Origin of the sequence: Streptomyces sp. MS06 (genome assembly GCF_047200655.1) — a bacterium.
Taxonomy (GTDB): Bacteria; Actinomycetota; Actinomycetes; order Streptomycetales; family Streptomycetaceae; genus Streptomyces.
Window position 1 is genome coordinate 1 of sequence record NZ_JBJZOJ010000012.1, and the last position, 23,776, is coordinate 23,776.

The 23,776-nt window shown below is 71.2% G+C and carries 21 protein-coding genes, 1 tRNA gene and 2 pseudogenes; 7 read left to right on the plus strand and 17 right to left on the minus strand.

All coding sequences use genetic code 11. The features are described from left to right. Window positions 1-336: 336 nt before the first annotated feature. Window positions 337-831 (plus strand): annotated as a pseudogene (locus tag ACL02U_RS08265) (tyrosine-type recombinase/integrase); the annotation flags it as partial. Between the two features lie 67 nt (window positions 832-898). Here the strand turns inward: ACL02U_RS08265 and ACL02U_RS08270 are convergent. The 6 genes from ACL02U_RS08270 to ACL02U_RS08295 form a co-directional block, all read right to left on the minus strand. Beyond that, window positions 899-974 (minus strand) — tRNA-Arg (locus ACL02U_RS08270). 850 nt (window positions 975-1,824) lie between these two features. After that, the gene (locus tag ACL02U_RS08275) at window positions 1,825-2,661 is read right to left on the minus strand and encodes a transposase family protein (protein ID WP_412790013.1); all 837 of its coding nucleotides are present in this window, start codon (window positions 2,659-2,661) and stop codon (window positions 1,825-1,827) included. Beyond that, complete coding sequence (locus ACL02U_RS08280) at window positions 2,658-3,188, minus strand: hypothetical protein (protein ID WP_412790014.1); 531 nt, start codon at window positions 3,186-3,188, stop codon at window positions 2,658-2,660. Before ACL02U_RS08280 ends, ACL02U_RS08275 begins: the two co-directional genes overlap by 4 nt. A 51-nt stretch (window positions 3,189-3,239) precedes the next feature. After that, entirely contained in the window at window positions 3,240-3,998 is a 759-nt protein-coding gene (locus ACL02U_RS08285; RefSeq protein ID WP_412790015.1) for a hypothetical protein, read from the minus strand. Window positions 3,999-4,298: 300 nt separating this feature from the next. Further along, complete coding sequence (locus tag ACL02U_RS08290) at window positions 4,299-4,427, minus strand: hypothetical protein (protein ID WP_412790016.1); 129 nt, start codon at window positions 4,425-4,427, stop codon at window positions 4,299-4,301. Between the two features lie 93 nt (window positions 4,428-4,520). Beyond that, window positions 4,521-5,831, minus strand: coding sequence for a M6 family metalloprotease domain-containing protein (locus ACL02U_RS08295; RefSeq protein ID WP_412790017.1), 1,311 nt, complete (start codon window positions 5,829-5,831; stop codon window positions 4,521-4,523). Window positions 5,832-6,250: 419 nt separating this feature from the next. Between ACL02U_RS08295 and ACL02U_RS08300 the strand changes: the two genes are divergently transcribed. Next, window positions 6,251-6,895, plus strand: coding sequence for a TetR/AcrR family transcriptional regulator (locus tag ACL02U_RS08300; protein WP_412790018.1), 645 nt, complete (start codon window positions 6,251-6,253; stop codon window positions 6,893-6,895). 356 nt (window positions 6,896-7,251) lie between these two features. Further along, entirely contained in the window at window positions 7,252-8,796 is a 1,545-nt protein-coding gene (locus ACL02U_RS08305) for an MFS transporter (protein WP_412790019.1), read from the plus strand. A 172-nt stretch (window positions 8,797-8,968) separates the two neighbouring features. On the opposite strand, the pseudogene ACL02U_RS08310 reads toward ACL02U_RS08305, so the two are convergent. Then, window positions 8,969-9,073: pseudogene (locus ACL02U_RS08310) on the minus strand (MarR family transcriptional regulator); the annotation flags it as partial. 262 nt (window positions 9,074-9,335) lie between these two features. On the opposite strand from ACL02U_RS08310, the gene ACL02U_RS08315 reads away from it, so the two are divergent. Continuing rightward, on the plus strand, window positions 9,336-10,097 hold the full coding sequence (locus ACL02U_RS08315; RefSeq protein WP_412790120.1) for a dioxygenase: 762 nt from the start codon (window positions 9,336-9,338) through the stop codon (window positions 10,095-10,097). A 19-nt stretch (window positions 10,098-10,116) separates the two neighbouring features. Here ACL02U_RS08315 and ACL02U_RS08320 read toward each other — a convergent pair whose 3' ends face one another. Beyond that, window positions 10,117-10,635 carry an N-acetyltransferase family protein gene (locus ACL02U_RS08320; protein ID WP_412790020.1) on the minus strand — a complete coding sequence of 173 codons (519 nt, stop codon included), beginning with the start codon at window positions 10,633-10,635 and terminating at the stop codon, window positions 10,117-10,119. Between the two features lie 251 nt (window positions 10,636-10,886). On the opposite strand from ACL02U_RS08320, the gene ACL02U_RS08325 reads away from it, so the two are divergent. Beyond that, complete coding sequence (locus tag ACL02U_RS08325) at window positions 10,887-11,885, plus strand: RNA polymerase sigma factor RpoD/SigA (RefSeq protein ID WP_412790021.1); 999 nt, start codon at window positions 10,887-10,889, stop codon at window positions 11,883-11,885. A 458-nt stretch (window positions 11,886-12,343) separates the two neighbouring features. Then, window positions 12,344-13,132 (plus strand): TetR/AcrR family transcriptional regulator, encoded by a 789-nt coding sequence (locus ACL02U_RS08330; protein ID WP_412790022.1) that lies wholly within the window; start codon window positions 12,344-12,346, stop codon window positions 13,130-13,132. A 325-nt stretch (window positions 13,133-13,457) separates the two neighbouring features. Here ACL02U_RS08330 and ACL02U_RS08335 read toward each other — a convergent pair whose 3' ends face one another. The 3 genes from ACL02U_RS08335 to ACL02U_RS08345 form a co-directional block, all read right to left on the minus strand. Further along, window positions 13,458-14,213 (minus strand): DUF6227 family protein, encoded by a 756-nt coding sequence (locus ACL02U_RS08335; protein WP_412790023.1) that lies wholly within the window; start codon window positions 14,211-14,213, stop codon window positions 13,458-13,460. Between the two features lie 235 nt (window positions 14,214-14,448). Next, a complete protein-coding gene (locus ACL02U_RS08340; RefSeq protein WP_412790024.1) occupies window positions 14,449-15,486 on the minus strand; it encodes a P1 family peptidase in 1,038 nt (345 codons plus the stop codon). A 50-nt stretch (window positions 15,487-15,536) separates the two neighbouring features. Further along, window positions 15,537-16,778, minus strand: a complete 1,242-nt coding sequence (locus ACL02U_RS08345) for a low temperature requirement protein A (RefSeq protein ID WP_412790025.1) — start codon at window positions 16,776-16,778, stop codon at window positions 15,537-15,539. Between the two features lie 140 nt (window positions 16,779-16,918). Between ACL02U_RS08345 and ACL02U_RS08350 the strand changes: the two genes are divergently transcribed. Continuing rightward, complete coding sequence (locus ACL02U_RS08350) at window positions 16,919-17,095, plus strand: hypothetical protein (protein ID WP_412790026.1); 177 nt, start codon at window positions 16,919-16,921, stop codon at window positions 17,093-17,095. A 49-nt stretch (window positions 17,096-17,144) separates the two neighbouring features. Here ACL02U_RS08350 and mscL read toward each other — a convergent pair whose 3' ends face one another. The 6 genes from mscL to ACL02U_RS08380 form a co-directional block, all read right to left on the minus strand. Further along, on the minus strand, window positions 17,145-17,615 hold the full coding sequence (mscL, locus tag ACL02U_RS08355; RefSeq protein WP_412790027.1) for a large conductance mechanosensitive channel protein MscL: 471 nt from the start codon (window positions 17,613-17,615) through the stop codon (window positions 17,145-17,147). A 136-nt stretch (window positions 17,616-17,751) separates the two neighbouring features. Beyond that, window positions 17,752-18,372 (minus strand): hypothetical protein, encoded by a 621-nt coding sequence (locus tag ACL02U_RS08360; protein WP_412790121.1) that lies wholly within the window; start codon window positions 18,370-18,372, stop codon window positions 17,752-17,754. A 369-nt stretch (window positions 18,373-18,741) separates the two neighbouring features. Next, the gene (locus ACL02U_RS08365; protein ID WP_412790028.1) at window positions 18,742-19,575 is read right to left on the minus strand and encodes an S-methyl-5'-thioadenosine phosphorylase; all 834 of its coding nucleotides are present in this window, start codon (window positions 19,573-19,575) and stop codon (window positions 18,742-18,744) included. A 403-nt stretch (window positions 19,576-19,978) separates the two neighbouring features. Next, entirely contained in the window at window positions 19,979-20,329 is a 351-nt protein-coding gene (locus tag ACL02U_RS08370; protein ID WP_412790029.1) for an FmdB family zinc ribbon protein, read from the minus strand. Between the two features lie 67 nt (window positions 20,330-20,396). Beyond that, on the minus strand, window positions 20,397-21,689 hold the full coding sequence (locus ACL02U_RS08375; RefSeq protein ID WP_412790030.1) for an MFS transporter: 1,293 nt from the start codon (window positions 21,687-21,689) through the stop codon (window positions 20,397-20,399). A 358-nt stretch (window positions 21,690-22,047) separates the two neighbouring features. Then, on the minus strand, window positions 22,048-23,583 hold the full coding sequence (locus tag ACL02U_RS08380; RefSeq protein WP_412790122.1) for a potassium/proton antiporter: 1,536 nt from the start codon (window positions 23,581-23,583) through the stop codon (window positions 22,048-22,050). Window positions 23,584-23,776 lie beyond the last annotated feature (193 nt).

The following is a 23,776-nucleotide window of genomic DNA, read 5'->3' on the forward strand; positions in this document are numbered from 1 at the left end:
TGCCCAGTGTGCGAGTGAGCAGCGTGGAGCGTCTCATGGTGCTTCCTTTTCTCCGATCCCGGGCCCCACCAGGGGGCGACCTTCAGGGCTCTGCCGACCCGGGGAGGGGGTTGAAGCACCGGCGAACAGGCCGCCCACCAGTCTGTCTCTGATACGGAAGGGCGTAAAGGGAGATCAGGGAGGGGCTGCGGCCTGGGAGAGATCCAAGCGGCAACGCGAGTAAGCGCGTCCCCGCATCGACAGTCGCCGCGATGCCACATACCGGCGTCCTGCGGGACCAACAGGGCTTTTACGCATGGGCTGGTTGTCGACCCGATGGGCTACGTGCCGGCGGGCCTTGACCTCGGCAACCGCGTGCTCTACGTCCGTCATCAGGTGCAGCGGCGCCGTGGCGTCCTGTACGACGACGACCCCAAGAGCCGCCGTCGCCGTGCCGTCCCCTTGCCCGCTCTCTGTATCGCGTCGCTGCGCCGACACCGCCTGAGGCAGCCTACGGCTCGCGGCAAGGCGGGGGAGAAGCGGCAGGACTCCGACTACGTCTTCGCCACCCGGACCGGCCGCCCCATCGAGCCGCGCAACCTCTTCCGTTCCTTCACCCGCGTCGCCGAGTCGGCCGGCCTCCGCGTGATCCGGCTGCACGACGCCCGGCACGGCACGGCCACGCTCCTCACGGCGGCGGGAGTGGCGCCCCGCGTGGTGATGGAGATCCTGGGGCACTCCCAGATCAGCATCACCATGGACGTCTACACGCACGTCGTGCAGGACACCCAGCGGGAGGCCATGAGCCACATGGACCGGCTGCTGAGGAAGAGGCACCCTGGCCACGGGTGACCGCCCACGTTGATGTCGATGTGGATGTCAAAAGCCCCGGACCAAGATCGGTCCGGGGCCTTTCCGCTGGTGCCCCCGGCAGGATTCGAACCTGCGACACCCGCTTTAGGAGAGCGGTGCTCTATCCCCTGAGCTACGAAGGCGGGGCTTGATCGAAACCCTGGACGGAACCCGGTGAAGTGCCCGTGACCAGGTCTCTGTCAAGCCCTGAGCGTCCTGGGGGCGACCGCTGTGGCGTGAGCAGGCTGGCCTGCTGACATGCCGCAGCGCCCGCCGGGGCGCTCGGTCTACAGCGTACCGGATCGGGGCTCCGGCGGGCGCTGGTGTGGGTGGGTGGTGCCGGGATGGTCAGGCGGTGGGGCTCAGCAGGGGTGCCCCTTCGTCGTGGCGGTCGTGGCGGTCGTGGGGGACTCGCGTGAGTGCTGCCCCACATCGGGGCGGGGCCGCTGTCACCCGACTGCGAACCGGCGTACGGCGGCCCGCTGCCACTCGGTGATCCGTACGACCACCCACGGCAGGGCGAAGAAGGCCACGACACCGGAGAAGAAGTGCAGCGTGACCGCGCCGGCCGGGCTCGGGCCGCCCCAGGCGTCCGTCGGGTAGAGCTCCCAGCCCCAGACCGGGTACGTCAGGTTGCGGGCGCAGACGATGCCTCAGCCGGCGGTCGCCGCGAACGACGGAGTCGCGAGCGTCAGCGGGCCGAGGCCCTGGTTCCCGCTGTCCTGTGAAGACTTCATCAGGGCCTTTCTTCGTGGATACCCCCGGCTTCAGCCGGGGAAGGAAACGAAGCTCCTGCGGAGCAGGGCAGGAATCGCTGGTTCGCCGCCGGGGCGGACCAGCGTCCACCCCCCAACCACCCGCACTCCGAATCAAGTTGACGAGGTGGTGTGTGAGCCTCCGCCAACTTGAAGTCGCAGGTCAAAGGGCTGGTGTGACCGGTCCTCGGAGCGTCCATGCTGGTCGTGGGCGGGAGTCCTCGGAGTAGATCATCCGTCAGCGGTTGACTTCGAGGTTCGTCAGGACGAGCAGGGCGCGCAGGAGTTGTGTGGCGCGCGCGGGGTCGGTGCGAAGCTTGGTGAGGATCGGCCAGTTCTTGAGGTGCGCGAAGCCGTGTTCGACCGGTGCGCGTCCGACGGCAAGGACGCGGTTGGCTTCCTTCTCGCCTGGGGTGAGCTTGTGGGTGCGGCTGGCGGCGTAGCCGGTGACGACCACGGGGTCGAGGACGTCGTTGTCCAGGCCGCGGAAGCCGAGGTCGGCCAACGCTCCGAGGCCGGCGGCGCGCAGGTGGGCCAGGATGTGGTCGTGGCGGGCGGCGGTGTTGTCGTCGTGGGTGCGGCCGGGCCGGGCGGCGGATATCCAGATCAGGCGGCCCTTCTCGTCGGTCAGGGCGAGGAAGTGCAGGCCGTGGCTGCGGTGCTTGCCGGAGTAGTTGCGCCGGTCGGCCTTGCCGGTGCGGCGCCTGGTGCGGATGAGGGTGCCGTCGATCAGGACCACCTCCCCGCCCTGCCTGGCGATCTTTTTCAGGGCGCGGTCCAGGCGCGGGGCCTGGGCGGCGAGCAGTCCGATCAGCTCGTCGCGCCAGCGGCGGACGGTGGACTCGGAGACGCCGTTGCCGCCGGCCATGTTGGCCAGGCGCTGGTCGTGACGCAGTACGGCCAGGACGATCACCGCGATCTTCCCGGGCGGCAGGATCCGCCACCGGGACCGGATCGCCCTCAGATGCCGTCGTAGCAGGTCGGCGAGGTGGTTGACGGTGCGCGTGGACAGCGGCAGGCGGCACTGGTAGACAAGCGGGTAGGTGTCTTCGGCGTGCTCTTCGGTGTTCGTCACACAATTCCAACGGCCGCTGGGGGCACCCTGGTTACCCTGTTTCCGGGCCGCTCCGAGTGGCGGTGTTGCTGGTCACAGGCGGGTGGTGAACCGGCCGTCGGGCAGTTCCGGAGCCAGCCGCGGTCGACGAGTCTGACCAGCTTGCTGCGGAGCGGTTCCAGCTTGGCCTTCACGCTGACGTCCACCCCCACTACCTCGCCGACCTCGCGGGCCATGACCGGTCCGGCGGCCTGCCGCACGGCGGTGATGATGCGCTGGTAGTCCCACGGCAGCGCGTCCTCCTCCACTCCCGGTTCGCGGTGCGGGATCAGCATCACCGCCCGGCCGCCCACCTGCCCGGGCATCGGCCGGGCGGAGGCGCGTTCCTGGGCGAGCTGCCCGGTCATCCGTTCAAGGACACGTTCGGCGACAGCGAGTTCGTCCCGCTCGGCCCGCACGTCCGCCAGCTGCTTGACCAGCTGTTCTTCGAGTTCATCCAGCTCCGCGCGCCGCGCGGTGATCCGTTCCAGCAACTCGGGATCCAACATGCACCGGATCGTAGAAGGTAGCCGAGGCGTAGCGAACAGGAAGCGGACAGTTCAGCTACCTGAGCAGGAGCGAACCGCATCGCCCCAGGCACCGGGACTGCGGTCGTGGTTTGTGTGCCCTGCGGCAAGTACGTGCCGCAGTTCGGCAAGGTATTGGGTGTTCATGGGAAGGCTTAGCTGGTCGAGGAGGGCCAGTGCAGCGGCCGGTTCCAGGTCACCGTAGACGTCGTGGAAGCTCGCCCGAAGACCGAGGAAGAGAGCTGAGTGCAGGGCGGGAAGCCGCGCGGCGGTGCGGTATGTCGGCTCCTTCACAGTCCAGCGCACCGGGCCCGAACACTCCAAAACCCGACGGGCCCGGCGGAGCAGGGCTTCCGATCGCTCGGCCACTACTCGGTCGATGTCCTTTCCGATGACCTCGGCGAAAGCCGTCGCGGAAGTGGTGTGGTCCTCGAACCAATCCACCCACAGCGAGTAGGTAACGGCCTCGACGTCCCGGTCCGCCTCCAGCCGCTGACGGTAGCCGCCCCATAGGACGTCGGCCGGCAAGGGGCCCTCTCCGCTCCCGTCCGCGAATCGGATCTCGCAGGTGACCCAGTAATCGTCGAGGAGATCCAGCAGTCCGAAGGCCAATCGCACCTGGTCGGCTGTACTCAGGTCCTCGGCGAACACATCACCGGCCCAAGAATGTGCCACTTGGTTGGCGGTGAGCAGCACGTCCGGCTTCTCGTCGCTCACCCACCCGTCGCGTACCTGGTGGATGCCCTGATCAGCCAGCCAACGCCGTGCCGCCTCCACGCCTTGCGTATCCATCCGGGCAGTATGACAAGCCTCGCAAGATCCGAATGAAACAGCCCAACGCCATCGGCAGAACCGGCATGGGGCCGCGAACCACCCCTTGGCGGACGATCTTCCCCACAGACTCCCGCCTACGACCAGGGTGAGCGCCCCGGGCACGAGTCACACCAGACCTTTCACCTGCGACTTCAAGTTGACGGAGGCTCTGTGAGGCCCACCGACGCGCGGGCGGCTGAGCTGTCGCGCACGTTCGGATGCGTGCGCTCAGCTCCAGGTCCCCGTAGGCGAAGAGCCTCGGCCACTCTCTGCTCCGGCTCACTGCGCCGACGTTCCATGGCATGGCTCGCCGAGTGCTGCGGTCATGTCGTTCCAGTCGGCTCCGCTGAACACCGGGCCCAGTCGGCTTGTCTCCGCCATGCTGGTCAGGACGTCGAGTATCTCCATGAGGCGGACCCTGGCAGGTGCCCTGACCAGCAGTCCAGCGTTTTCCGGGGTGGTCGGCCCGCGGCGTGGGCAGCCGCCCCGTCGGTCCCGTGCTCACGGCGGTCTGCGCGTCACCCGTATCCGGTAGTGGCCCGACAGGTCGGTACCGGCGACGGTGATGCGGACTCCCCGCGCCGGGTCCTCGAAGGTCTCGCCGGGGGTGAAGGCCGCGTCGGAGAGTTCGGCGTGGACGTTCGGGCTGCGGGTGCAGCCGCCGCTGTCCCGGCGGGAGTCGTAGACCTTCACCGGCCCCATGCCGGTGTCGACGTCCGCGTCCACCCGGTAGATCAGTACGCCCGGTCGGCAGACCGCCTCGTCGTTGCCCTCGCGGGTGCGCACTTCGGCGGCGTAGCCGGTGTGGTCGCTGAGCGGGACGAAAACCAGTTTCCGGCCGCCGGGCCTGGCCAGCGGGGTGAGGGTGTACTCGGTGCTGCCGGGGTTCGACACGCAGTCGATCTGGTCGTCGTCCAGCCAGCCCAGCTTCCACTTGTGCCAGCCCAGCAGGTCGTTGTCGGCGCCCCAGTCCTCGCTCATGATGTCCCAGTGGCCGACCGCGCCCCCGCCTTCGGCGGTGTACAGGTCGGGCAGGCCGAAGGTGTGCCCGTTCTCGTGCGGCAGGACGCGGTAGCCGGTGCGGCCGTAGGAGCCGGAGCCGTCGTCCTGGCGGGAGTAGACGAACGAGGCGTTGGCCACCGGGACGCCGTCCGCGACGGGCGCCTCCTTGTTGCCGGCGAAGGTGACGGAGAGGACCGTGTCCAGGGCGGAGGGACCGGCGTTGGGGGTGACCAGGACGTTGAGGATGTCGTAGTCCTGGAAGTCCACCTTCGCGTCGGCGGCGGCGACGATGTCCTGGACCAGCTCGCGGTATCCCGGGTCGAAAGGAGCACCGCGCCCTATGTCGTATGCCGAGAACGGCTTCGGCATGCGCAGCCAGTGGGTGATGGGGGCTTCGGGGCGGTAGTCGAGGCGGCCGTAGGAGCTGGTGCGGAACCACCTGCGGGTCTGCGGGAAGAACTCGTGGAAGCGGTCCATGGCGCTGCCCTGGCCCTGGGCGTCCGGGAAGTCGACCATCAGGGTGAGGGCGTGCACGGTGCCGGTGGAGCGGGCGTAGCCGCCGGAAGTCGGCACCCCCTCCGACATCTGCACTGCTCTGTCGCCGCTGATCCTGCAGGGGGTGAGGCCGGCTGAGCGGGCCGCGGGTGCGACGGGGCCGGCGGCCGTGGGGCCCGGCTCCGGGCTGGACGTCTGGGCGGAGGTGCTGACCGCGAGGGTGAGTGCGGTCACGAAGGCGAGGGCGGCGACCCGGTGCGGGCATATGCGACGGCGTCCCGGGGACTGCCTCGCTCGCTCGGGCTGCGGCTGCATGCAGGGCCTTTCGCTCCGGGCAGCACGCGTATGTCCGGCTGCACCCCTTGCGATCACCCTGTGCCGGGGGCGGTGGCCGCGCGCGTTGGAGGGGGCCGATCGTGCGGTTCTCGCTGGTCGGGAGGGGGGAGGGGGGAGGGAGAAGGGAGAGCGGGGAGAAGGGAGAGCGGGGAGAAGGGAGAGCGGGGAGAAGGGAGAGCGGGGAGAAGGGAGAGTAGGGAGTAGGGAGAAGGGCAGGGGGGCGGGGAGGGAAGGAGGGGGAGGGCTGGGGAAGTGGGCCGCCGGGTGTGGTGCGGGTCACAGGAATCGGGTGGGCGGTGGGAAATAACCGGGGAGGTCTTCCCCGTTTAGACAGGTGTCCGCGCGAAACGGGGACTGGCTCCCCGGATCGCAGCACCATCGATTCTCTGGAGTACGCCGTGCAGACCGCCCTTCCCGAACCGCGCAAGGCGAGCCGGCCGCGCGCCGACGCCCTGCGCAACCGGGAGCGGATCGTCGCCGCCGCGCGGGAGATGTTCGTCGAGTTCGGCCCCGATGTGCCGCTGGACGAGATCGCTCGCCGGGCCGGCGTCGGCAACGCCACGGTGTACCGCAACTTCCCGGACCGCGACGCGCTGGTGCGTGAGGTCGTCTGCTCGGTCATGGACCGCATGGCCGCAGCGGCCGAGGACGCGCTCGCGGAGACCGGGGACGCCTTCGAGGCTCTGGAACGCTTCGTGCACACTGCTGCGGACGTGCGGATCAGCGCACTGTGCCCGATGGTCTCCAGCGCGTTCGATTCACACCACCCCGACCTGGAGGCCGCCCGCGGGAGCTGCGAGAGCCTCGTCGAGGAGATCATGGACCGTGCCAGGACGGCCGGTCAGCTCCGCCGCGACGTGTCTCTCGGCGACCTCCTCGTCGCCGTCGCTCAGCTCAGCAGGCCCCCGGCCGGGACCGCGTGTTTCGACATAGACCCCTTCGTCCACCGTCATCTCCAGCTCTTCCTGGACGGGCTGCGGGCGCCGGCCCGGTCCGTCCTGCCGGGTACGGCCCTGACCATGGAGGATCTCCGCCAAGCCTGATCCGATGCGATCCGAGAAGAAACCAGCTGAGCCGCGGCCCCCGGCGTGAGCGCTTCAGAGCGATGAGTTCCGCGCACCCCGTCCGTCAGTACTGACGGCGGGGGCGGCACGGGCGGCACCGGCGAACGCCACACCGAATCCACCCACCACGGCCGTCGTCCGCGACCGGCCGACGGCACCCGATCCCTCCCCGGCCCACCACCAGTCCGTACGCACCATCACGAAGGCCGACGCCGACGACCCGACCTGCGGAGCATCCCGCTCCGCCCCGTTCCACCGCGCTTCACCTGGTTCCACCACGCTTCACCCAGTACCAAGAACCTTTTCCGTCACGAAGTCCCGAAGTGGGTACTCCCATGTCCGAAACAGCCGTCAAGGCTTCCGGCGCACCGGCGCAGTCCGGTGACGCCAACCGCTGGAAGGCGCTCGTCTTCATCGCGCTCGCCCAGCTGATGGTGGTCCTCGACGCCACCATCGTGAACATCGCGCTGCCTTCCGCCCAGCACGACCTGGGCATATCCGTCGGCAACCGCCAGTGGGTCGTCACGGCCTACGCGCTCGCCTTCGGTGGTCTCCTCCTGTTCGGAGGCCGTGTCGCCGACCTGTGGGGCCGCAAGCGCGCGTTCGTCATCGGCCTCACCGGCTTCGCCGCCGCCTCCGCGCTGGGCGGTGCCGCGACCAGTGGCGCCATGATGTTCGGCGCCCGTGCCCTCCAGGGTGTGTTCGGTGCGATGCTCGCCCCCGCCGCCCTGTCCCTGCTCGCCGTGATGTTCACGGACGCCAAGGAGCGGGCCAAGGCATTCGGCATCTACGGTGCCATCGCCGGTGGTGGCGGTGCCGTCGGTTTCATCCTCGGCGGTGTGCTCACCGAGTACCTGGACTGGCGCTGGACGTTCTACGTCAACATCCCGTTCGCCATGATCGCCGCGGCCGGCGCCTACTTCGTCATCCGTGAGCCCGAGGGCGGCCGCAACCGCTCCCCGCTCGACATCCCGGGCGTCCTGCTGTCCACCCTCGGCCTGGTCTCGCTCGTGTACGGGTTCACCCGCGCCGAGTCGCACGGCTGGTCCGACACCATCACCGTCGGCCTGTTCGTCGCGTCCGTGGTGCTGCTGGTGGCGTTCGTCGTCACCGAGTCCAGGGTCAAGGCCCCGCTGCTGCCGCTCCGCGTGGTCACCGACCGCAACCGCGGCGGTATCTACCTGTCGCTCGGTATCGCGATCGTCGCGATGTTCGGCACCTTCCTCTTCCTGACCTACTACCTGCAGGTCGTGAAGGGGTACACGCCGATCACCACGGGCTTCGCCTTCCTGCCGATGGTGCTCGGCATGATGGTCGGCTCCACGCAGATCGGTGCCCGGCTGATGACCCGGGTTCCGGCGCGTGCGCTGATGGGGCCCGGCTTCCTGGTCGCCGCCTCCGGCATGTTCCTGCTGACGCAGCTGGAGATCGGCTCCTCGTACGCTCCGACCATCCTGCCGGCGATGGTGCTGCTCGGCCTCGGCATGGGTACGGCCTTCATGCCGGCCATGTCGCTGGCGACCCTGGGCGTCGAGCCCCGGGACGCCGGTGTCGCCTCCGCGATGGTCAACACCTCGCAGCAGGTGGGCGGCGCGATCGGGACGGCCCTGCTGAACACCATCGCCGCCTCCGCGACCACCGCCTACGTCAGCGACCACATCGGGTCCGCGAGCACCAAGTCCCAGCAGCAGCTGGTCCAGCTGCAGGGCATGGTGCACGGCTACACCAACGCCATCTGGCTCGCCGTCGGCATGCTGGTCCTGGCCTCTGCCATCGTCGTGACCCTGGTCAACGCCGGCCGTCCGGGCAGCGCCGCGGTCGCCGCCGGTGCCGGTGAGGGTGCCGAGGACGAGGCGCCGGTGCCGGTGGTCGCCCACTGACCGCACCGACCGCACCGACCGTTCATCGGGGCCATCGGGTCCGCCGCGACCTCGCGGAAGGCCCGCTGAGCGTCCACTGAACGAGGTACCCACGGGACAAGCCGTACGGGCAGGGAAGGGGACGCCCTGCCCGTACGCACGCAAAGTCCGGCCCTGCACCGGTCTCCACTGGACGGAGGCGGGGCGGGTCGGCCCCGGCTCCGCCGGGCCGGAGCCCCTCGGCGACGATCCGCAGGATTGCGCCGAGGGGCTTCTGCCGTCCGGGAGTGAGATGGTCGAGTCGGCATCCGGAACGGTAAGCTTTAATATTCAAGTAGTTCCTGTGCTCGCCGGTCCGCCGGTCCGCCGGTCCGCCGGTCCGCCGGGGCCGAGGGTGTCGACCCGCCGGCCTCCTGGTTGCCGGGTCCGTGACATCGCGTCCCCGCAGTCCGCCGCAGCCATAGCCGGGAGTGCAGGAGTGCAGGAGTGCTGAAGCGCACCGTGCTGGAGCGCACTGTTCGGAAGGAGCCGCCGCCATGTCCGTCGCCGCGCAGGGGCGCATGCCCGCGATCTACCTCAGTCACGGCGCGCCGCCGCTCGCGGACGACCCGGTCTGGCCCGGGCAACTGGCCGACTGGGCTGCCGCGCTGCCGCGTCCCCGGGCCGTGCTCGTCGTCTCCGCCCACTGGGAGGAGGCGCCGCTCGCGCTCGCGGCGACCGCCCCGGTCCCCCTCGTCTACGACTTCTGGGGCTTCCCCGAGCACTACTACCGAGTGCGGTACGAGGCTCCCGGTGCCCCCGAGCTGGCGGAGTCCGTGCGGAAACTGCTGCGCGGCCCCGGTACTCCCGTGCAGGACGTCCCCGACCGGGGCCTCGACCACGGTGCCTACGTCCCCCTGGTGGAGATGTACCCGGACGCCGACATCCCGGTGCTGCAGGTCTCCATGCCCACCCTCGACCCCGCCCGCCTGATGGGGATCGGCCGCCGGCTCGCCCCGCTGCGCGACGAGGGCGTGCTGATCGTCGGTTCCGGGTTCTTCACCCACAACCTGGCGGCCCTGCGCCAGGGCGGTGTCCCCGCCTGGTCCGCCGAGTTCGACGACTGGGGTCGGCGCGCCCTGGAAGGCGCGGACGTGGACGCGCTGCTCGACTTCACCCGCACCTCACCCGCCGGCCGGCTGGCCCACCCCCGCACCGAGCACTTCGCCCCCCTCTTCGTGACCATGGGTGCGGCGGACGCTGCCGGGGAACTCGGGGAACAGAGGTCGGTGATCGACGGGTTCTGGATGGGGCTGGCCAAGCGGTCGGTGCAGTTCGGCTGAGCGCGCCGCCCCGGACGGGTCACAGCCGCTTCTCGTACCAGGCCACATCCCAGTAGCGGCCGAACTTGCGGCCCACCTCGCCGTGCGTACCAGTGTGCCGGAAGCCGAACCGTTCGTGGAGTCGCACGGACGCCTCGTTCGGCTGGGTGATGCCCGCGTAGGCGCGGTGCAGGTCCTCGTCGGCCAGGGCCGCGAAGAGGGCCCGGTACAGGCGGGTGCCGATGCCCCGCCCGCCGGCATGCGGCGCGACGTACACCGTGGTCTCCACGGAGGTGGCGTACGCGGGCTTGGCCCGGAACGGGCTGGAGGTGACGTAACCCAGAATCTCCTGTGAGTCCGCGTCCGCGGCAACCAGCAGCCGGTACGGGCCGTCTTCGGGGTGGGAGAGCAGCCAGGGGCGGCGCTCCTCGGAAGTGAAGGCTCCGGTGTCGAATGTGATCGGCGTCTCACGCACGTAGTGGTTGTAGAGGCCGGTGAGGGCGTCGAGATCGCCCTCGGTTCCCGGCCTGACCTGTACTTCTGTGTGCGTTGACGGCATCGGGGTCCCCTCCTGCGGCTCGACAGGGTACTGCATGATCGGAAAAATCGAGGGACGGCTTGGGAATTCTGTCCGGATTCCAGTCGTTGTTTCCCATGGATGCAGGGCACTCGAGCAGAGTCCGAGGGGACCGGAAGGGAGACCGGTCCCGTCGGGACCGGCGTACCCGGAAGCAAGTCCGGATGCGAAACCGGTCGAGTGCCGAGTGTCCGAAGGACCACCCGCTGACCCACCATCGAAGGGGAGCACGCATGGCAACCCGTGCCGTCGCCCGTCGTCAGTCTGCCACCGGCGAGACGGCCGACGCGGCAAGCAGCGTTCGCGCCACCGGCGGCGAGATCGCCGATCGCGATCTGGTCGGCATGTACCTCGACGAGATCGCGCGTACGCCGCTGCTCGACGCCGCCAAGGAAGTCGAGCTCTCGCAGACCATCGAGGCGGGTGTGTTCGCGCGGCAGGTCCTCGGCGGGTCCGCGGAGTCCGCCACGGACGCCTCCCGCGAGGAACTCGAGGCCCTCGTGGCCGCGGGGGAGCGGGCCAAGGAGATATTCATCCGCTCCAACCTCCGCCTGGTCGTGGCCGTGGCCCGCCGCTACCCCCGCAGCGGCCTGCCGCTCCTCGACCTGATCCAGGAGGGCAACGCCGGCCTGGTCCGCGCGGTGGAGAAGTTCGACTACCGCAAGGGATTCAAGTTCTCCACGTATGCCACCTGGTGGATCCGCCAGGCGATCACCCGCTCCATAGCCGACCAGTCGCGCACCATCCGCCTGCCCGTCCACCTCGTGGAGGAGCTGGGCCGGATCCGGCGCGTGCAGCGAGAGTTCAACCGGGAGAACGGCCGCGAACCGGAGCCCGCGGAGATGGCTGCCGAGCTCGGATCGACGCCGGAGCGCGTGACCGACGTTCTGGACTGGGCCCGCGACCCGGTCTCTCTGAACATGTCCGTCGACGACGAGGGCGAGACCCAGTTCGGCGACCTGTTGGAGGACACCTCCGCCGTGTCGCCTGAGCAGTCGGTGCTCACCCTGCTGCGCAGCGAGGAACTGGACGACCTGATCGGCCGTCTCGACCAGCGCACTGCGTCCATCATCAAGATGCGCTACGGCATCGATGACGGCCGCGAGCGCACGCTGACCGAGGTGGGCAAGGAGCACGGGCTGACGCGGGAGCGCATCCGTCAGATCGAGAAGCACGCGCTGCTGGAACTGAAGAAGCTGGCACGCGACACCGGGTTCGACGCGGTGGCCTGACCGAACCGGCTCTGCCGGGGGCCGTACGGCCCGGTTCGGGCGGTGGCGCCGACGTGTTCCGCCGCCCGAGCAGGGAGGGACTGCGCTCGGGAGGATATGCCCACCGCGTACGCGGGGTGGCGAAAGACCGCGCAAACATGGCGATGTAACGCCGCTTCAATCGCACGAGCCCGGGAACAAGACCTCAGGGCTCAAGAGTTCGGCCCGCGAGAGGGGAGCCCTCCCGGGTCCGCGGACCGAGTCCAGGCGTCCTCCCCCCGGCGTCGGGACTCTCCCTGAGCCGGGCTTCGGCGCCACTCCCCCCGGGTGCCGGAGTCCGGCTCCCACGCGGTTCCACCACACCGTCGGACAGGCGGTGGCGGGCGGGGTCGCGCCCTGGCACGTGGGCCACCCCGTACCTGAACCACGGGGTGGCCCACGAATGGCAGATTGTGTCACAGAGGCATAGCCTGCCGAACATGAGCACGACCTCCGGACCCGGCGTTCCGCCTTCCACCGGGTCACCGTCGGAGCCCTTCCGCGCCCCCGCTCCGCGCGGGACCGCCCAGCCCGCGACCGCCGGCTCCTCCTCGGCAGCACCGCCGACCGCGCTGTCGCTGACCGAGCGGCGCAAGGCGGAGACCCGGATGGCGATCGCCCGAGCGGCAGCGCACCTTTTCGCCACCCGCGGGCTGCGGGCCACCCGGGCGGAGGACATCGCGCAGGCCGCAGGCGTCGCACCACGCACCTTCTACCGCTACTTCGCGACCAAGGAGGAGGCCGTCGCCCCGCTCTACGCGGCCGGCGCCCGGCGCTGGACCGAAGCGGTCCTGGAGGCACCGCAGGAGCTGAACGTGCCGGACGCGTTGCGGCACGCCGCGCAGCAGACGCTGGTGCCCGGCAGGAAGGTCTCGGCGGCCTCCTGGGAGTGGGTACGCACTCTGATCCGCATGGCTACCGCAGGCCCCGCCCTCCGGCGGGTGTGGGCCGAGGTCTGCCACGCCTCCGAGCAGGCCCTGGCGGAGGCGATTGCCCGGCGTACGGTCGGCGGTGACGCCGAGGCCGCAGCCCGGCTGGCCGCGGCACCGGAGTTCCGCTTCGCCGCCGCGGCCGCGAGCGCGGCGGTGCGTGTGGCCGTGGAGTGCTGGGCGGTGGACGATGCCGGATCGTCCGGAGGCGCAGGGCCGGCGGAGCCGGCCCTGCGGAACCTGCGTGCACTGCGGGACTTCGACTGGGAGCGGTTCACTCCGGCCGGGCCGCCGCGGTGAGCCGCGGCACCTCGGCCACCGTGTGGGACGCCGAGCCGCCGGACCCTCGACTTCACGCCTCTCGACGGTGCCGGGGATGCTGCCCGGTCGCCGGTCGCTGGTCGCTGGTCGCTGGTCGCTGGTCGCCGGTCGCTCGTCGCTGGTCGCCGGTCGCTGGCTGGGGGCTGCTGGCCGCGCGGCTCGGTGCTCGCGGCTCGCGGCCGGGTCCGAACCGCGGTCCCGCGCGGCGTCCCGCCAGGGGACGGACGGGCGAGCGGCTCGACGCGTCCGCTCCCGGGCGCGCGCCGGTACCTGCCCCGCCGGCACGCGCCCGCACGCGCCCGGTTCAGGAGACCCGCCCGGCCCGCCGTTCCATCGCATCGCGCGCCGCCTGCTCCGTCGCGTAGACCTCGCACATGTGACGCCCGTCCGGGGTGGCCGTGTGCTCGACCTCCCAGAGCGACACCTCCTGCCCGTCGCGGAGCAGGAAGGCGTGCTCGTACAGCGAGAAGCACAACCCCGCCCGACCGACCCGCCCGACGCGGCAGGGGTGCCCGAAAGCCTGGCTGATCCGGTGTGCGGACGCGGTGGCGAGCTGCGCGGCCGTGTCCCCACCCGGCCGGTCCGGATTCTCCGCACGCCGCAGTACCCGGCGCGCGTGGTCTGCCGACTCGTCCGGCACGTAGGCGCTCCGGGGCTCCGGGACCGGACACTGCTCCACCAGATCCGGCAGGTCGAAGTCGGGTGTGTCCGGTGGCGGGAACAGCCGGGACCGGGCCGCGTGCAGACCGTTCTCGTCGGTGTACACCTCGTGCTCCGGTGCACTGCCGGGGGACGCGTTGTGGACGAGCTCCCACAGGGTGAGCGCCGATCCGTCGGCCAGCAGCCACGTGTGCCGGTATGTCTCCCGGTGCAGCCCCGCACTGTGGTGCGCGGACTGCAGCGCGCTGTCGTGAGCCAGGGCGCTATCGAGCCGCCGCAGGGTGGCGTCGGGCAGTTCGAAGGAGTTCAGCGCGCGCCCGAGGAGCCGCGCCAGATGCTCCTCCGGAGACTCGGGCGACTCGGGTTGTTCGTACGCTTCGCTCTCGTACGGAACGCTCAAGGCATCTCCCGGCGTTGCTGCATGTCACCTTGTGGGTGCATACCGTAGCCCCTCGGTCGGACATCCCGCCCGGGAACCGGGAAACGAGCGCCGGGAATTCGGGAGTACCCGCGCGGTCGGGCTCTCCCACGGCGGAGGACCGGTGGGCGAAGGGCCCGCTCGTGCGGCCGGGTGCACTCCCCAGCCGGCGGACGCTGACTCCCCGGCCGGCGGCGCGCGGCCTTCCCGGCGGCGCTCACCGTCTTCCGGGCGCCCCGTACAGCTCTCCGTACGACGGCCACACCCCGCCCGGCCCCCGGACGGACTCGGCGGCCCTTACGGCCCGCACGATCGCCCGGGTCACCACGTCCGCGCCGGCCGCCAGGATCCCGTTCAACGCGAGCGGATCGTCGGTGTCCAGCCTGCGGGCTCCGGTCGCCAGCGCGAACACGGTGTCGCCGTCGTTCAGCAGATGCACCGGCCGCACGGCGCGGGCGATGCCGTCGTGCGCCGTGCCGGCCAGCTTCCGGCACTGGGCCTTGGACAAGTCCGCGTCCGTGGCGACCACGGCGAGGGTGGTGTTGAGGGGTGAGGGGGCGTTCTGCCGTGCGGCCTCGTCCAGCCGCCGCCGCGCCGCCTCATGGACGTCTTCCTCCGGGTACCGCACACGTCCCTGGCACAGCTCCCCGTACAGGGCGCCCGTCTCCGGTTCCACCACCGATCCCACGGCGTTGGCCACGACCAGCGCCGCCACCGTGACGCCCGAGCCGAGGGCGGCGCTCGCGGTGCCCACCCCGCCCTTCAGCGCACCGACCACGGCCCCCGTGCCGGCGCCCACACAGCCCTCCGGCACCGCGCCGCCGGGTGGGCTCGCCGCCGCGTCCTCGACGGCTTCCCGGCCGCTCACCGCGTCCGGCCTGGCACGGAAGTCGCCGCCCCGCCCGAGGTCGAAGACGCAGGCGGCGGGTACCACCGGTACGACGTGCGCGGGGTCCGCGCCCACCCGCACCCCGCGGTGCTGCTCCTCCAGCCAGGCCATCACCCCCGACGCCGCGTCGAGCCCGTAGGCGCTGCCCCCGGTCAGGACGACCGCCTCGACCGTCCGGACCAGGTTGCGGGGATCGAGCGCGTCGGTCTCCTTGGTGCCGGGACCGCCCCCGCGGACGTCCACGGCGGCGACGGCGCCGCCCTCCGGCGCGAGGACGACGGTGGTGCCGGTGAGCCGACCGCCGCCGGTGTGCGTCGCGTGCCCGACCCGCATGCCCCGGACGTCCGTCAGTGCGTCAACTGCCATGGCAGCCAGTGTCGCTCCCTCCGATCCGGTCCGGCGCCGGGCGCGCCGTGTCAGCCCGCCGGAGCGGCCGGCCCGATCCCGTACGCGCCGCCCGTTGTGCGCGCCGTCAGCGTCTCGCCCGCCGTCACCGCCAGCGCGCACACCAGGCCCGCTGCCGGGACCGCGAGGTCGCCGAGGAAGGTGCAGCAGATGACGAGCAGTGCGGTCACCGGAAGAACCAGTTGCTGGGAGATTCCGATCTTGAAGTGGCGGGAGTGCATCGTCCAGACCGCGATCAGGTAGAGCGCGGTCGGCAGGGTGACCGCTGCCGAGGCCGACAGGGCCGACAGATGGCTGGTGCCGACGGCCTGTTCGACCGCGACCTCCAGGCCCGCCCCGATCGCTGCGGCGGAGGACAGGATGAAGTAGTGGCCGTAGCCCCACAGGAAGGCCTGCCGGTTGGAGCGCAGATGCCCGTGGACGGGTACGGCGAAGTAGATCCACCAGGCCGAGAACACGATGAGCAGACCACCCGCCGCGATCGGCAGCAGATCGCCGAGTGCGTCGTGCTCGTCCACGGCCGTCTTCACGGCGACCGTGGCGGCGGCGATCGTCTCGCCGAGGACGATGATGGTGAACAGCCCGTAGCGTTCGGCGATGTGGCGGGGGTGCCAGGAAGTCGGGTGCTTCCTCTCCGCGTACACCGGTACGCACAGTTCCGCGACCGCCATCACCAGGAACACCCACGGGCGGGCCGGCTCCGGCAGCACCACCAGGCCCAGCCAGCCGACCTGGCAGAGCAGAATGCCTCCCGCGTAACGCAGTGCCGTGGTCCGTTCGGCGCCCTTTGCCGATCGGGCGGCGCGCAGCCACTGCGACGCCATCGCCAGCCGCATGATCACGTAACCGAGCCAGACGACGGTGAAGTCACGGCTGTCGAAGGCCAGTGAGACGCCGGCGGCGAGTACGAGGACGCCTGCCACCTGGACGAGGGTGACGACCCGGTAGAGGACGTCGTCGTTGTCGTATGCCGAGGCGAACCAGCTGAAGTTCATCCAGGCCCACCAGATGGCGAAGAACTGCATCGCGTAGTTGAGGATGCCCTCACCCGCCTGGGCGTCGGCCACGGCGTGCACCAGTCCGACGCCTGCCTGCGCGACCGCCACGACGAAGCACAGGTCGAAGAAGAGCTCCAGCGGAGAGGCGGCCCGGTGGGCCTCGTCCCGCCCCCGGGCGGTCAGTCTGCGCAGGGGTCCTCGCCCGTTCGGCGCGCCCGGGGAGGGGGCGGGTGACGGAGTTGGTCTGGTCGTCATGTCCCCCAGCACAGCAGATGCCGGCCGGGAGCGCCGCCGCTGCCGATGCCGGCGCTGCCGATGCCGGCGCGGCAGCGGGGCGGCCGGAGTGTGGGGGCCGCCGCCTACGGCAGGGGCAGCGGGGGCCGTACCCTGGGGGCATGAGTACCGCTTCCGCCCCCGAGCCGCGCGAGCCGAAGACCGCGCTGGTCTTCGACGACCCGCTCGACCAGCAGTCCTCCGACGACTCCGACGGGGGCTGGGGCGAGCGGCCGCGCGGCGACAGCGCGGCCGACCTGAAGCGTTTCCTCGACGAGAAGCCGCCCCACCACCTGTGAGCCCGCCCGGCCCGGCGTGGCACGGCCCGCAGGAACCGGCCGAGGGCCGCTAGGACTTGGCCTGGTACGACTCGGAGTCGCTGGCGCCGCGCTGCGACACCATCGCGTCGCGGATCTCCTGCAGCACCTGCAGCTCGGTCACCTCGACGACCTTCGGCTCCTCCGGCTTCGCCTTGCGGGCCGCCTGCCGCGCCAGGTACTTGGCCATCGGCAGGACCATCAGGAAGTAGACCACCGCGGCTGTGATCAGGAAGCTCAGCATGGCGCCCAGGACGGAGCCCCACATGATCTGGATGCCCTTGTCGCCCTCGCAGCTCGAGCTCAGACACGAGCTGTAGCTGTCGAGGTTCTGGGTGCCGATCGACCCGACCAGCGGGTTGATGATCCCCTTCACCACCGAGTTGACGATGTTGGTGAAGGCGGCGCCGATGACCACCGCGACCGCCAGATCGACGACGTTCCCGCGCATCAGGAAGGCTTTGAAGCCGTCCCAGACGCCCGGCTCCTTCTTCTCGCTCACCTCGGTGCCTCTTTTCGTGCGTACGGATTGTGGAACAGAACGCTCCGCAACCTACGTCAGAGCGCCGCCGCTCTGTCCAATTGCGTGACTCCATCGAGCGACTTGACAAGAGATGGCGTAACTTTCACCGCTCGGGTCAGCACAGGGTCACCGCCAGTCGGGCCGTAGCACTCGCCGCCACCAGACGCAGCGCGGTCGCTCCCGGTACCGACAGCACGAGCAGGGCCCCGCCGCCCGCCGCGTCGTCCACCGGCTCCGGCACCTTGGTCACCGGGGCGCAGCGCGCCACCACCCGGGCGTCAGCCCCGTCACCGCCGATGCCGTCACCGCCGTAGCGGTCGTCACCGCCGTAGCGGTCGTTGCGGCCGTCACTGCTGGTCGTGGTTGCCGCGACGGCGATGACGTCGACCCGGTCCCCCGGCCGCAGCAGTCGCACGGTGGCGGCGTCGGAGATCCGCACCGGCGCCGTCACCACCCGATCGCGGTGCGGCCGATCCGGTGCCGGCGGACCTCCGCTCGACTCGGCCGCCGGAACCGATGCCGGCCCGTCGGGGAGCCCTCGGGTGCGTTCCGAGCGCGGACCGGCCGCGACGAGCGCGGTGGCGGTGACGGCGAGTCCGAGGGCGACCGCACGCCGGCGGTGCCGGAGCAGTCGCTGCAAGAGGTGGTGCCCGCCGCGGACCCGTACCGGGTCGAATTGCGGAACCTCGCATGTGGGCGGGGTGTCCGGTTGCGGAATCCCGTACGTGGGCGGGATGTCCGGGCCGGGTGGGAAGGGGAGGGAGGCGGCCTGCGAGGGGGAAGGCCGCGGGGGAGGGAAGGGCTCGACAAGGGGCTGGGATCGGGGCTGTGGCTGTGGCTGGGGCTGGGGTTGTGGCTGGGGCACGGAGGATCACCACCTACGGTGAGGGATCGGCTGGCAAAGCCCACGATGAGGCCTTGCGCCGCAGCCCGCCGGGGCCGGTGGACCACTCACGGCTTGTGGAGAACTGCCTCACCCGAAGGAGGACCTCCGCTCCGCCGTGCCCGCCCTGCCCCGTCCTGTGCGCACACGCTCCGCGCCCCCGAACATCCCCGCACACCCCCGGCGCACCCCCGTACGCCCCTACCTACAGCACCACTCGTGTCACGGCAGCGGGAAGCCGGGGTCCATCCCGCCGAGTGCCCGCGTGCACAGGCAGTCGCGCTCCCCGTTCGCCGGAAGCCCCGCCACCGCGTCGAACAGCACCCCGCGCAGCCGGTCCACGTTGGCCGCGAACACCCGCAGCACCTCGTCGTGCGAGACGCCCTCCCCGGTCTCCGCGCCCGCGTCCAGGTCCGTCACCAGTGTCAGCGACGTGTAGCACAGCTCCAGCTCCCGGGCGAGTGCGGCCTCGGGGTGACCGGTCATGCCCACCACGGACCAGCCCTGCGCCTGGTGCCACAACGATTCGGCACGCGTCGAGAAACGCGGCCCCTCCACCACGACGAGGGTCCCGCCGTCCACCGGCTCCCAGTCCCGCCCGCGGGCGGCCTTGAGCGCGGCGGTACGGCCGGCCGGGCAGTAGGGATCCGCGAGCGACACGTGCACCACGTTCGGTGTCGCGCCGCCGGGCAGCTCCAGCCCGTCGAAATACGTGCCCGCCCGGGACTTCGTGCGGTCGACCATCTGATCGGGCACGAGCAGCGTGCCCGGTCCGTACTCGGGGCGCAGTCCGCCCACCGCGCAGGGCCCGAGGACCTGGCGCACCCCGACCGAGCGCAGCGCCCACAGATTGGCCCGGTAGTTGATCCGGTGCGGCGGCAGATGGTGGCCGCGGCCGTGCCGGGGCAGGAACGCGACCCGCCGCCCGGCGATCTCGCCGAGGAACAGGGAGTCGCTGGGCGGCCCGTAGGGCGTGTCCACCTGTATCTCGGTCACGTCGTCGAGGAACGAGTAGAACCCGGAACCGCCGATTACACCGATCTCTGCGTTCACCATGCCCCGCACAGTAGCCGGTGCGGTCCGGCGCCGATGACCGGTGTTCGGACCGGTGACGGCCTGCGCCCGGTGGACGTGACGGCCTGCGCCCCGGGGTTTCGAGGGCTTGCGCCTTGGACCGCCGAGGGCTTGCGCCTCGGACCGGGGACGGCCTGCTCCTTTGGACCGCCGACGGCTTGCGTTACGGACCGCCGGTGTCCGGTTTCGGGCTGCCGGTGTCATGCTCCCGGCCGCCGTCGGTGCCCCGCTCCACAGGCCGCCGAGCCAGGCCTCCGGCGGTGGGCCTCCGGCGGTGGGCCGCCCGCGCCGGGTCACCGACGGCCTGCCGCGGAGCACCGGTGCCCGGGCTCCGGGTACGCCGACGGCCCTGCCGTCGCACGACGGCAGGGCCGGGTGACAGTGCTCAGGCGGCGGTGGTGCCCGCCGAGGTGCTGGAGCCCGACGACTTCGCGTCGGAGGACTTCGTGCCGGAGGACTTGGCCTCGGACCCCGAAGCGGAACCGGAGGCGGACCCCGACGAGGACTCCGAGGAGGACGCCGACGCCTTCGACGACGCAGGCGAGCTGCTCGACGAGGAGCCCCGGCTGTCGTTGCGGTAGAAACCGGATCCCTTGAACACAATGCCGACCGCGGAGAACACCTTCTTCAGGCGGCCGTCGCAGCGGGGGCACTCGGTCAGGGCGTCGTCGGTGAACTTCTGCACCGCCTCGAGGCCCTCGCCGCACTCGGTGCACTGGTACTGGTAGGTCGGCACTGTCTTCCTCCTGGCACTCTCACTCGATGAGTGCTAACGACGGTCCATAGTGACGTATTCCGTGGGATCAGTCCACTGCCAACGGCACCCGGTGACCGACGCCACGTGCGACGGTGCGGCCGCCGGACCGTCCTGCCAGCCTCGAGCGCAGCGCGATCAGGGTGGCCAGGGCCAGGGCGGTGCCGGCCATCGGCACCAGGAATCCGGCGCCGTCCCGGAACCGGTCCTCCAACTGGCCGGCGACCGTGACCGCGCCTGCCTGGCCGAGCGCCACCGCGCCGGTCAGCCAGGTGAACGCCTCGGTGCGCGCCCCGGCCGGGACCAGTCCCTCGACCAGCGTGTAGCCGGTGACCAGGGCGGGTGCGATGCACATGCCGACCAGCAGGCCGAGACCGGCGAGCAGGAGTGCCGAGTGAGCGGTCCACAGCGAGGAAGCGGTCAGCGCGAGCGCCGTGTAGCCGACGACGAGACGCTGCTGCGGTGCGGCCTTCCAGGCGATCGCGCCGCAGGCGACGCCGGAGAGCATGTTGCCGGCGGCGAAGACCCCGTAGAGCACGCCGTTCAGGCCCGGGTTGCCGATCGACTCGGTGAACGCGGCCAGCGACACCTGCATGCCGCCGAAGACGGAACCGATGCCGAGGAATACCACGATCAGCACTCGCACCCCGGGCACGCGCAGCGCGGAGGAGTGCTCCACGTGCGTTCGGGTGCCGGCGTGCACCACTGCCGGCTGCGTGCGCTTCTGCGCGGCGAACAGCAGACCGCCCACCAGGGTGAGTGCGGCCTCCGCCAGCAGACCCGCGGCCGGCGTCACCGCCGTGCACAGCGCGGTCGCCAGGAGCGGCCCGACGACGAACGTCAGCTCGTCCGTGACGGACTCGAAGGCCGCCGCCGTCGTCATCAGCGGCGAGCCCTTCAGCTTCACGCCCCAGCGGGCCCGCACCATGGGGCCGACCTGCGGAACCGAGGCGCCCGTGGGTACGGCCGCCGCGAACAGCGCCCACAGGGGCGCGTGGGCGAGGGCGAGCGCGGTCAGTGCGAGCCCCGACAGCGCGTGTACGGACACGCCGGGCAGCAGCACTGCGCGCTGCCCGTAGCGGTCGGAGAGACGCCCGCTGTAGGGCGCGAAGAGCGCCATGGAGACGCCGGTGGCGGCCGCGACCGCGCCGGCGATCCCGTACGAGCCGGTGGTGTGCTGCACCAGCAGCACGATGGAGATCGTCAGCATCGCGAAGGGCTGGCGTGCCGCGAAACCGGGGAGCAGGAACGTCCAGACGCCGCGGGTGCGCAGCAGCCGTCCGTAGCCGGGGCGTGCGGTGGCCGGCGAGTTCTCCGGTCGGGTGGTGACCGTGGATGCCACGGTCCGTGCCTTTCCGCCGCCTGGTAGCGCGGCCCCCTCGTAAGGGGCGCGGTCGCCGAGAGCTGTCCTCTTGCGCGGACTGCGGTAGATGCCGGTGCCCACGGTGGGGGCGCCCCGGCCGCCATACGGTCGCGCCAGCTCTGCGTCAGGCAGAGTTGGTTCGATCAAAGTGCGCCTTCATCGTACAGGGGGAATCTCCCGGTGTTCCTGTGAAAACGCCCACCATGGCACTGGTTCCCCTGCGATTCGCCGTGGTGTGAACAGTACGAGACGCACTCCACCAAGCGAACCCCGCTGCACCCCCACAACCGCACACACCCGACTTCGAAGACCAGCAGTCGAAGACCCCTTCGCTCCGTCAGCGTCCCGCGCCGGCTCCGTGCGGGCCGGCTCCACCCGCGCCGGCTCCACCCGTGCCCAGCCAGCCGGCGAGCTTGCCGCCGCGACCCACGGCGCGAAGGCGCTGCTCCGCGGCGTCGCGCACCGGGTCGGTGGCGACGACCAGCAGCTCGTCCCCGCGGCGGAGCGCAGTCGTCGGCAGCGGCACGAACGACGTCCCGTCCCGGACGACGAGGGTGACCGCGGCCCCGGCGGGCAGCCGCAGCTCGTTGACCTCGACGCCGTGCATCCGCGACCCGGCCGGAATGGCGACGGACAGCAGGTGGCCGCGCAGCCGCTCCAGCGGGGCTGACTCGATGCCGAGGTCGGCCGCCTCCTGCTCCTCGCCCAACCGGAGCCTGCGGGCCAGCCAGGGCAGGGTCGGTCCCTGGACCAGCGTGTAGGCGACGACCAGGACGAACACGATGTTGAAGATGTGGCGGCTGCCGACGACGCCGTTCACCATCGGGATCGTCGCCAGGATGATGGGCACGGCTCCGCGCAGCCCCGCCCAGGACATGAGTGCCTGCTCCCGCCAGGGCACCCGGAACGGCAGCAGGCAGAGCGCGACGCTCACCGGGCGCGCCACCATCGTCAGTACGAGCCCGATCAGGAGCGCCGGGCCCACGTCGGCTCCCAGCTCGTGCGGTGTGACCAGCAGGCCGAGCAGGACGAACATGCCGATCTGGGCGATCCAGCCGAGCCCGTCGGCGAACCCGCGCGTCGCCGGCCAGTGCGGCAGCTTGGCGTTGCCCATCACCATCGAGGCCAGGTAGACGGCGAGGAAGCCGCTGCCGTGCGCCAGGGCGCCGCCGGCGTAGGCCGTGACCGCGATGGCCATGACGGCGATCGGATACAGGCCGGAGGCGGGCAGCGCCACGTGCCGCAGCCCCCAGGAGCCCAGCCAGCCGACGGCCAGGCCCACCGCCGCGCCGATGGCCAACTCAAGCGCTATCTCGCCCAGCAGGACGTACCAGTGCTCGACCGGGCCGGCGGTGGAGAAGGCGACCACGAGGATGACCACGGGTGCGTCGTTGAACCCCGACTCGGCCTCCAGCGTGCCCGTCACGCGCGCCGGCAGCGGGATCTTCCGCAGCACCGAGAACACCGCCGCCGCATCGGTCGACGAGACGACCGCGCCGATGATGAGCGCGTGCCGCCACTCGAGCCCGATCAGGTAGTGGGCGCTCGCCGCCGTGATGCCCACACTCGTCGCGACGCCCGCCAGCGCCAGCGTGGAGGCGGCGGGCAGGGCCGGCCTGATCTCCGTCCACTTCGTGCCGAGGCCGCCCTCGGTGAGGATCACGACAAGGGCGGCGTAGCCGATGACCTGGGTCAGTTCGGCGTTGTCGAAGTGGATGTCGCCGATGCCGTCCTGGCCCATGAGCACGCCGATGCCCAGGTACACGAGCAGGCTGGGGAGCCCGCTGCGCGAGGAGACCCGCACCGCCGCCACGGCGACGAGCAGGACCAGCGAGCTGGCGAGCAGGAGCTGGTTGAGATGGTGGACAGTCAGTGGCGGTTCCCTTCGCCTGCGAGCGCGCCGTGCGTGCCGCGCACACCGTGCGCGCTCTGCGTGTCTTACGTGTTCTACGTGCTCTGCGTGTTCTACGTGCTCTGCGTGCTCTGCGTGCCGCACATGCCGTCTGTGCGCTGCGCGTGCTGTGCGTGCTGTCTGTTTCCGTGCGTGCTGTGTGTGCTGTGTGTGC

Bases quoted from the DNA above. Each gene is read 5' to 3' on its own strand.
- ACL02U_RS08280 (WP_412790014.1), bottom strand. From the start codon at position 3,188: ATGTTGGATCCCGAGTTGCTGGAACGGATCACCGCGCGGCGCGCGGAG.
- ACL02U_RS08285 (WP_412790015.1), bottom strand. From the start codon at position 3,998: ATGGATACGCAAGGCGTGGAGGCGGCACGGCGTTGGCTGGCTGATCAG.
- ACL02U_RS08290 (WP_412790016.1), bottom strand. From the start codon at position 4,427: ATGGAGATACTCGACGTCCTGACCAGCATGGCGGAGACAAGCCGACTG.
- ACL02U_RS08295 (WP_412790017.1), bottom strand. From the start codon at position 5,831: ATGCAGCCGCAGCCCGAGCGAGCGAGGCAGTCCCCGGGACGCCGTCGC.
- ACL02U_RS08305 (WP_412790019.1), top strand. From the start codon at position 7,252: ATGTCCGAAACAGCCGTCAAGGCTTCCGGCGCACCGGCGCAGTCCGGT.
- ACL02U_RS08315 (WP_412790120.1), top strand. From the start codon at position 9,336: ATGCCCGCGATCTACCTCAGTCACGGCGCGCCGCCGCTCGCGGACGAC.
- ACL02U_RS08320 (WP_412790020.1), bottom strand. From the start codon at position 10,635: ATGCCGTCAACGCACACAGAAGTACAGGTCAGGCCGGGAACCGAGGGC.
- ACL02U_RS08325 (WP_412790021.1), top strand. From the start codon at position 10,887: ATGGCAACCCGTGCCGTCGCCCGTCGTCAGTCTGCCACCGGCGAGACG.
- ACL02U_RS08330 (WP_412790022.1), top strand. From the start codon at position 12,344: ATGAGCACGACCTCCGGACCCGGCGTTCCGCCTTCCACCGGGTCACCG.
- ACL02U_RS08340 (WP_412790024.1), bottom strand. From the start codon at position 15,486: ATGGCAGTTGACGCACTGACGGACGTCCGGGGCATGCGGGTCGGGCAC.
- ACL02U_RS08345 (WP_412790025.1), bottom strand. From the start codon at position 16,778: ATGACGACCAGACCAACTCCGTCACCCGCCCCCTCCCCGGGCGCGCCG.
- ACL02U_RS08350 (WP_412790026.1), top strand. From the start codon at position 16,919: ATGAGTACCGCTTCCGCCCCCGAGCCGCGCGAGCCGAAGACCGCGCTG.
- ACL02U_RS08365 (WP_412790028.1), bottom strand. From the start codon at position 19,575: ATGGTGAACGCAGAGATCGGTGTAATCGGCGGTTCCGGGTTCTACTCG.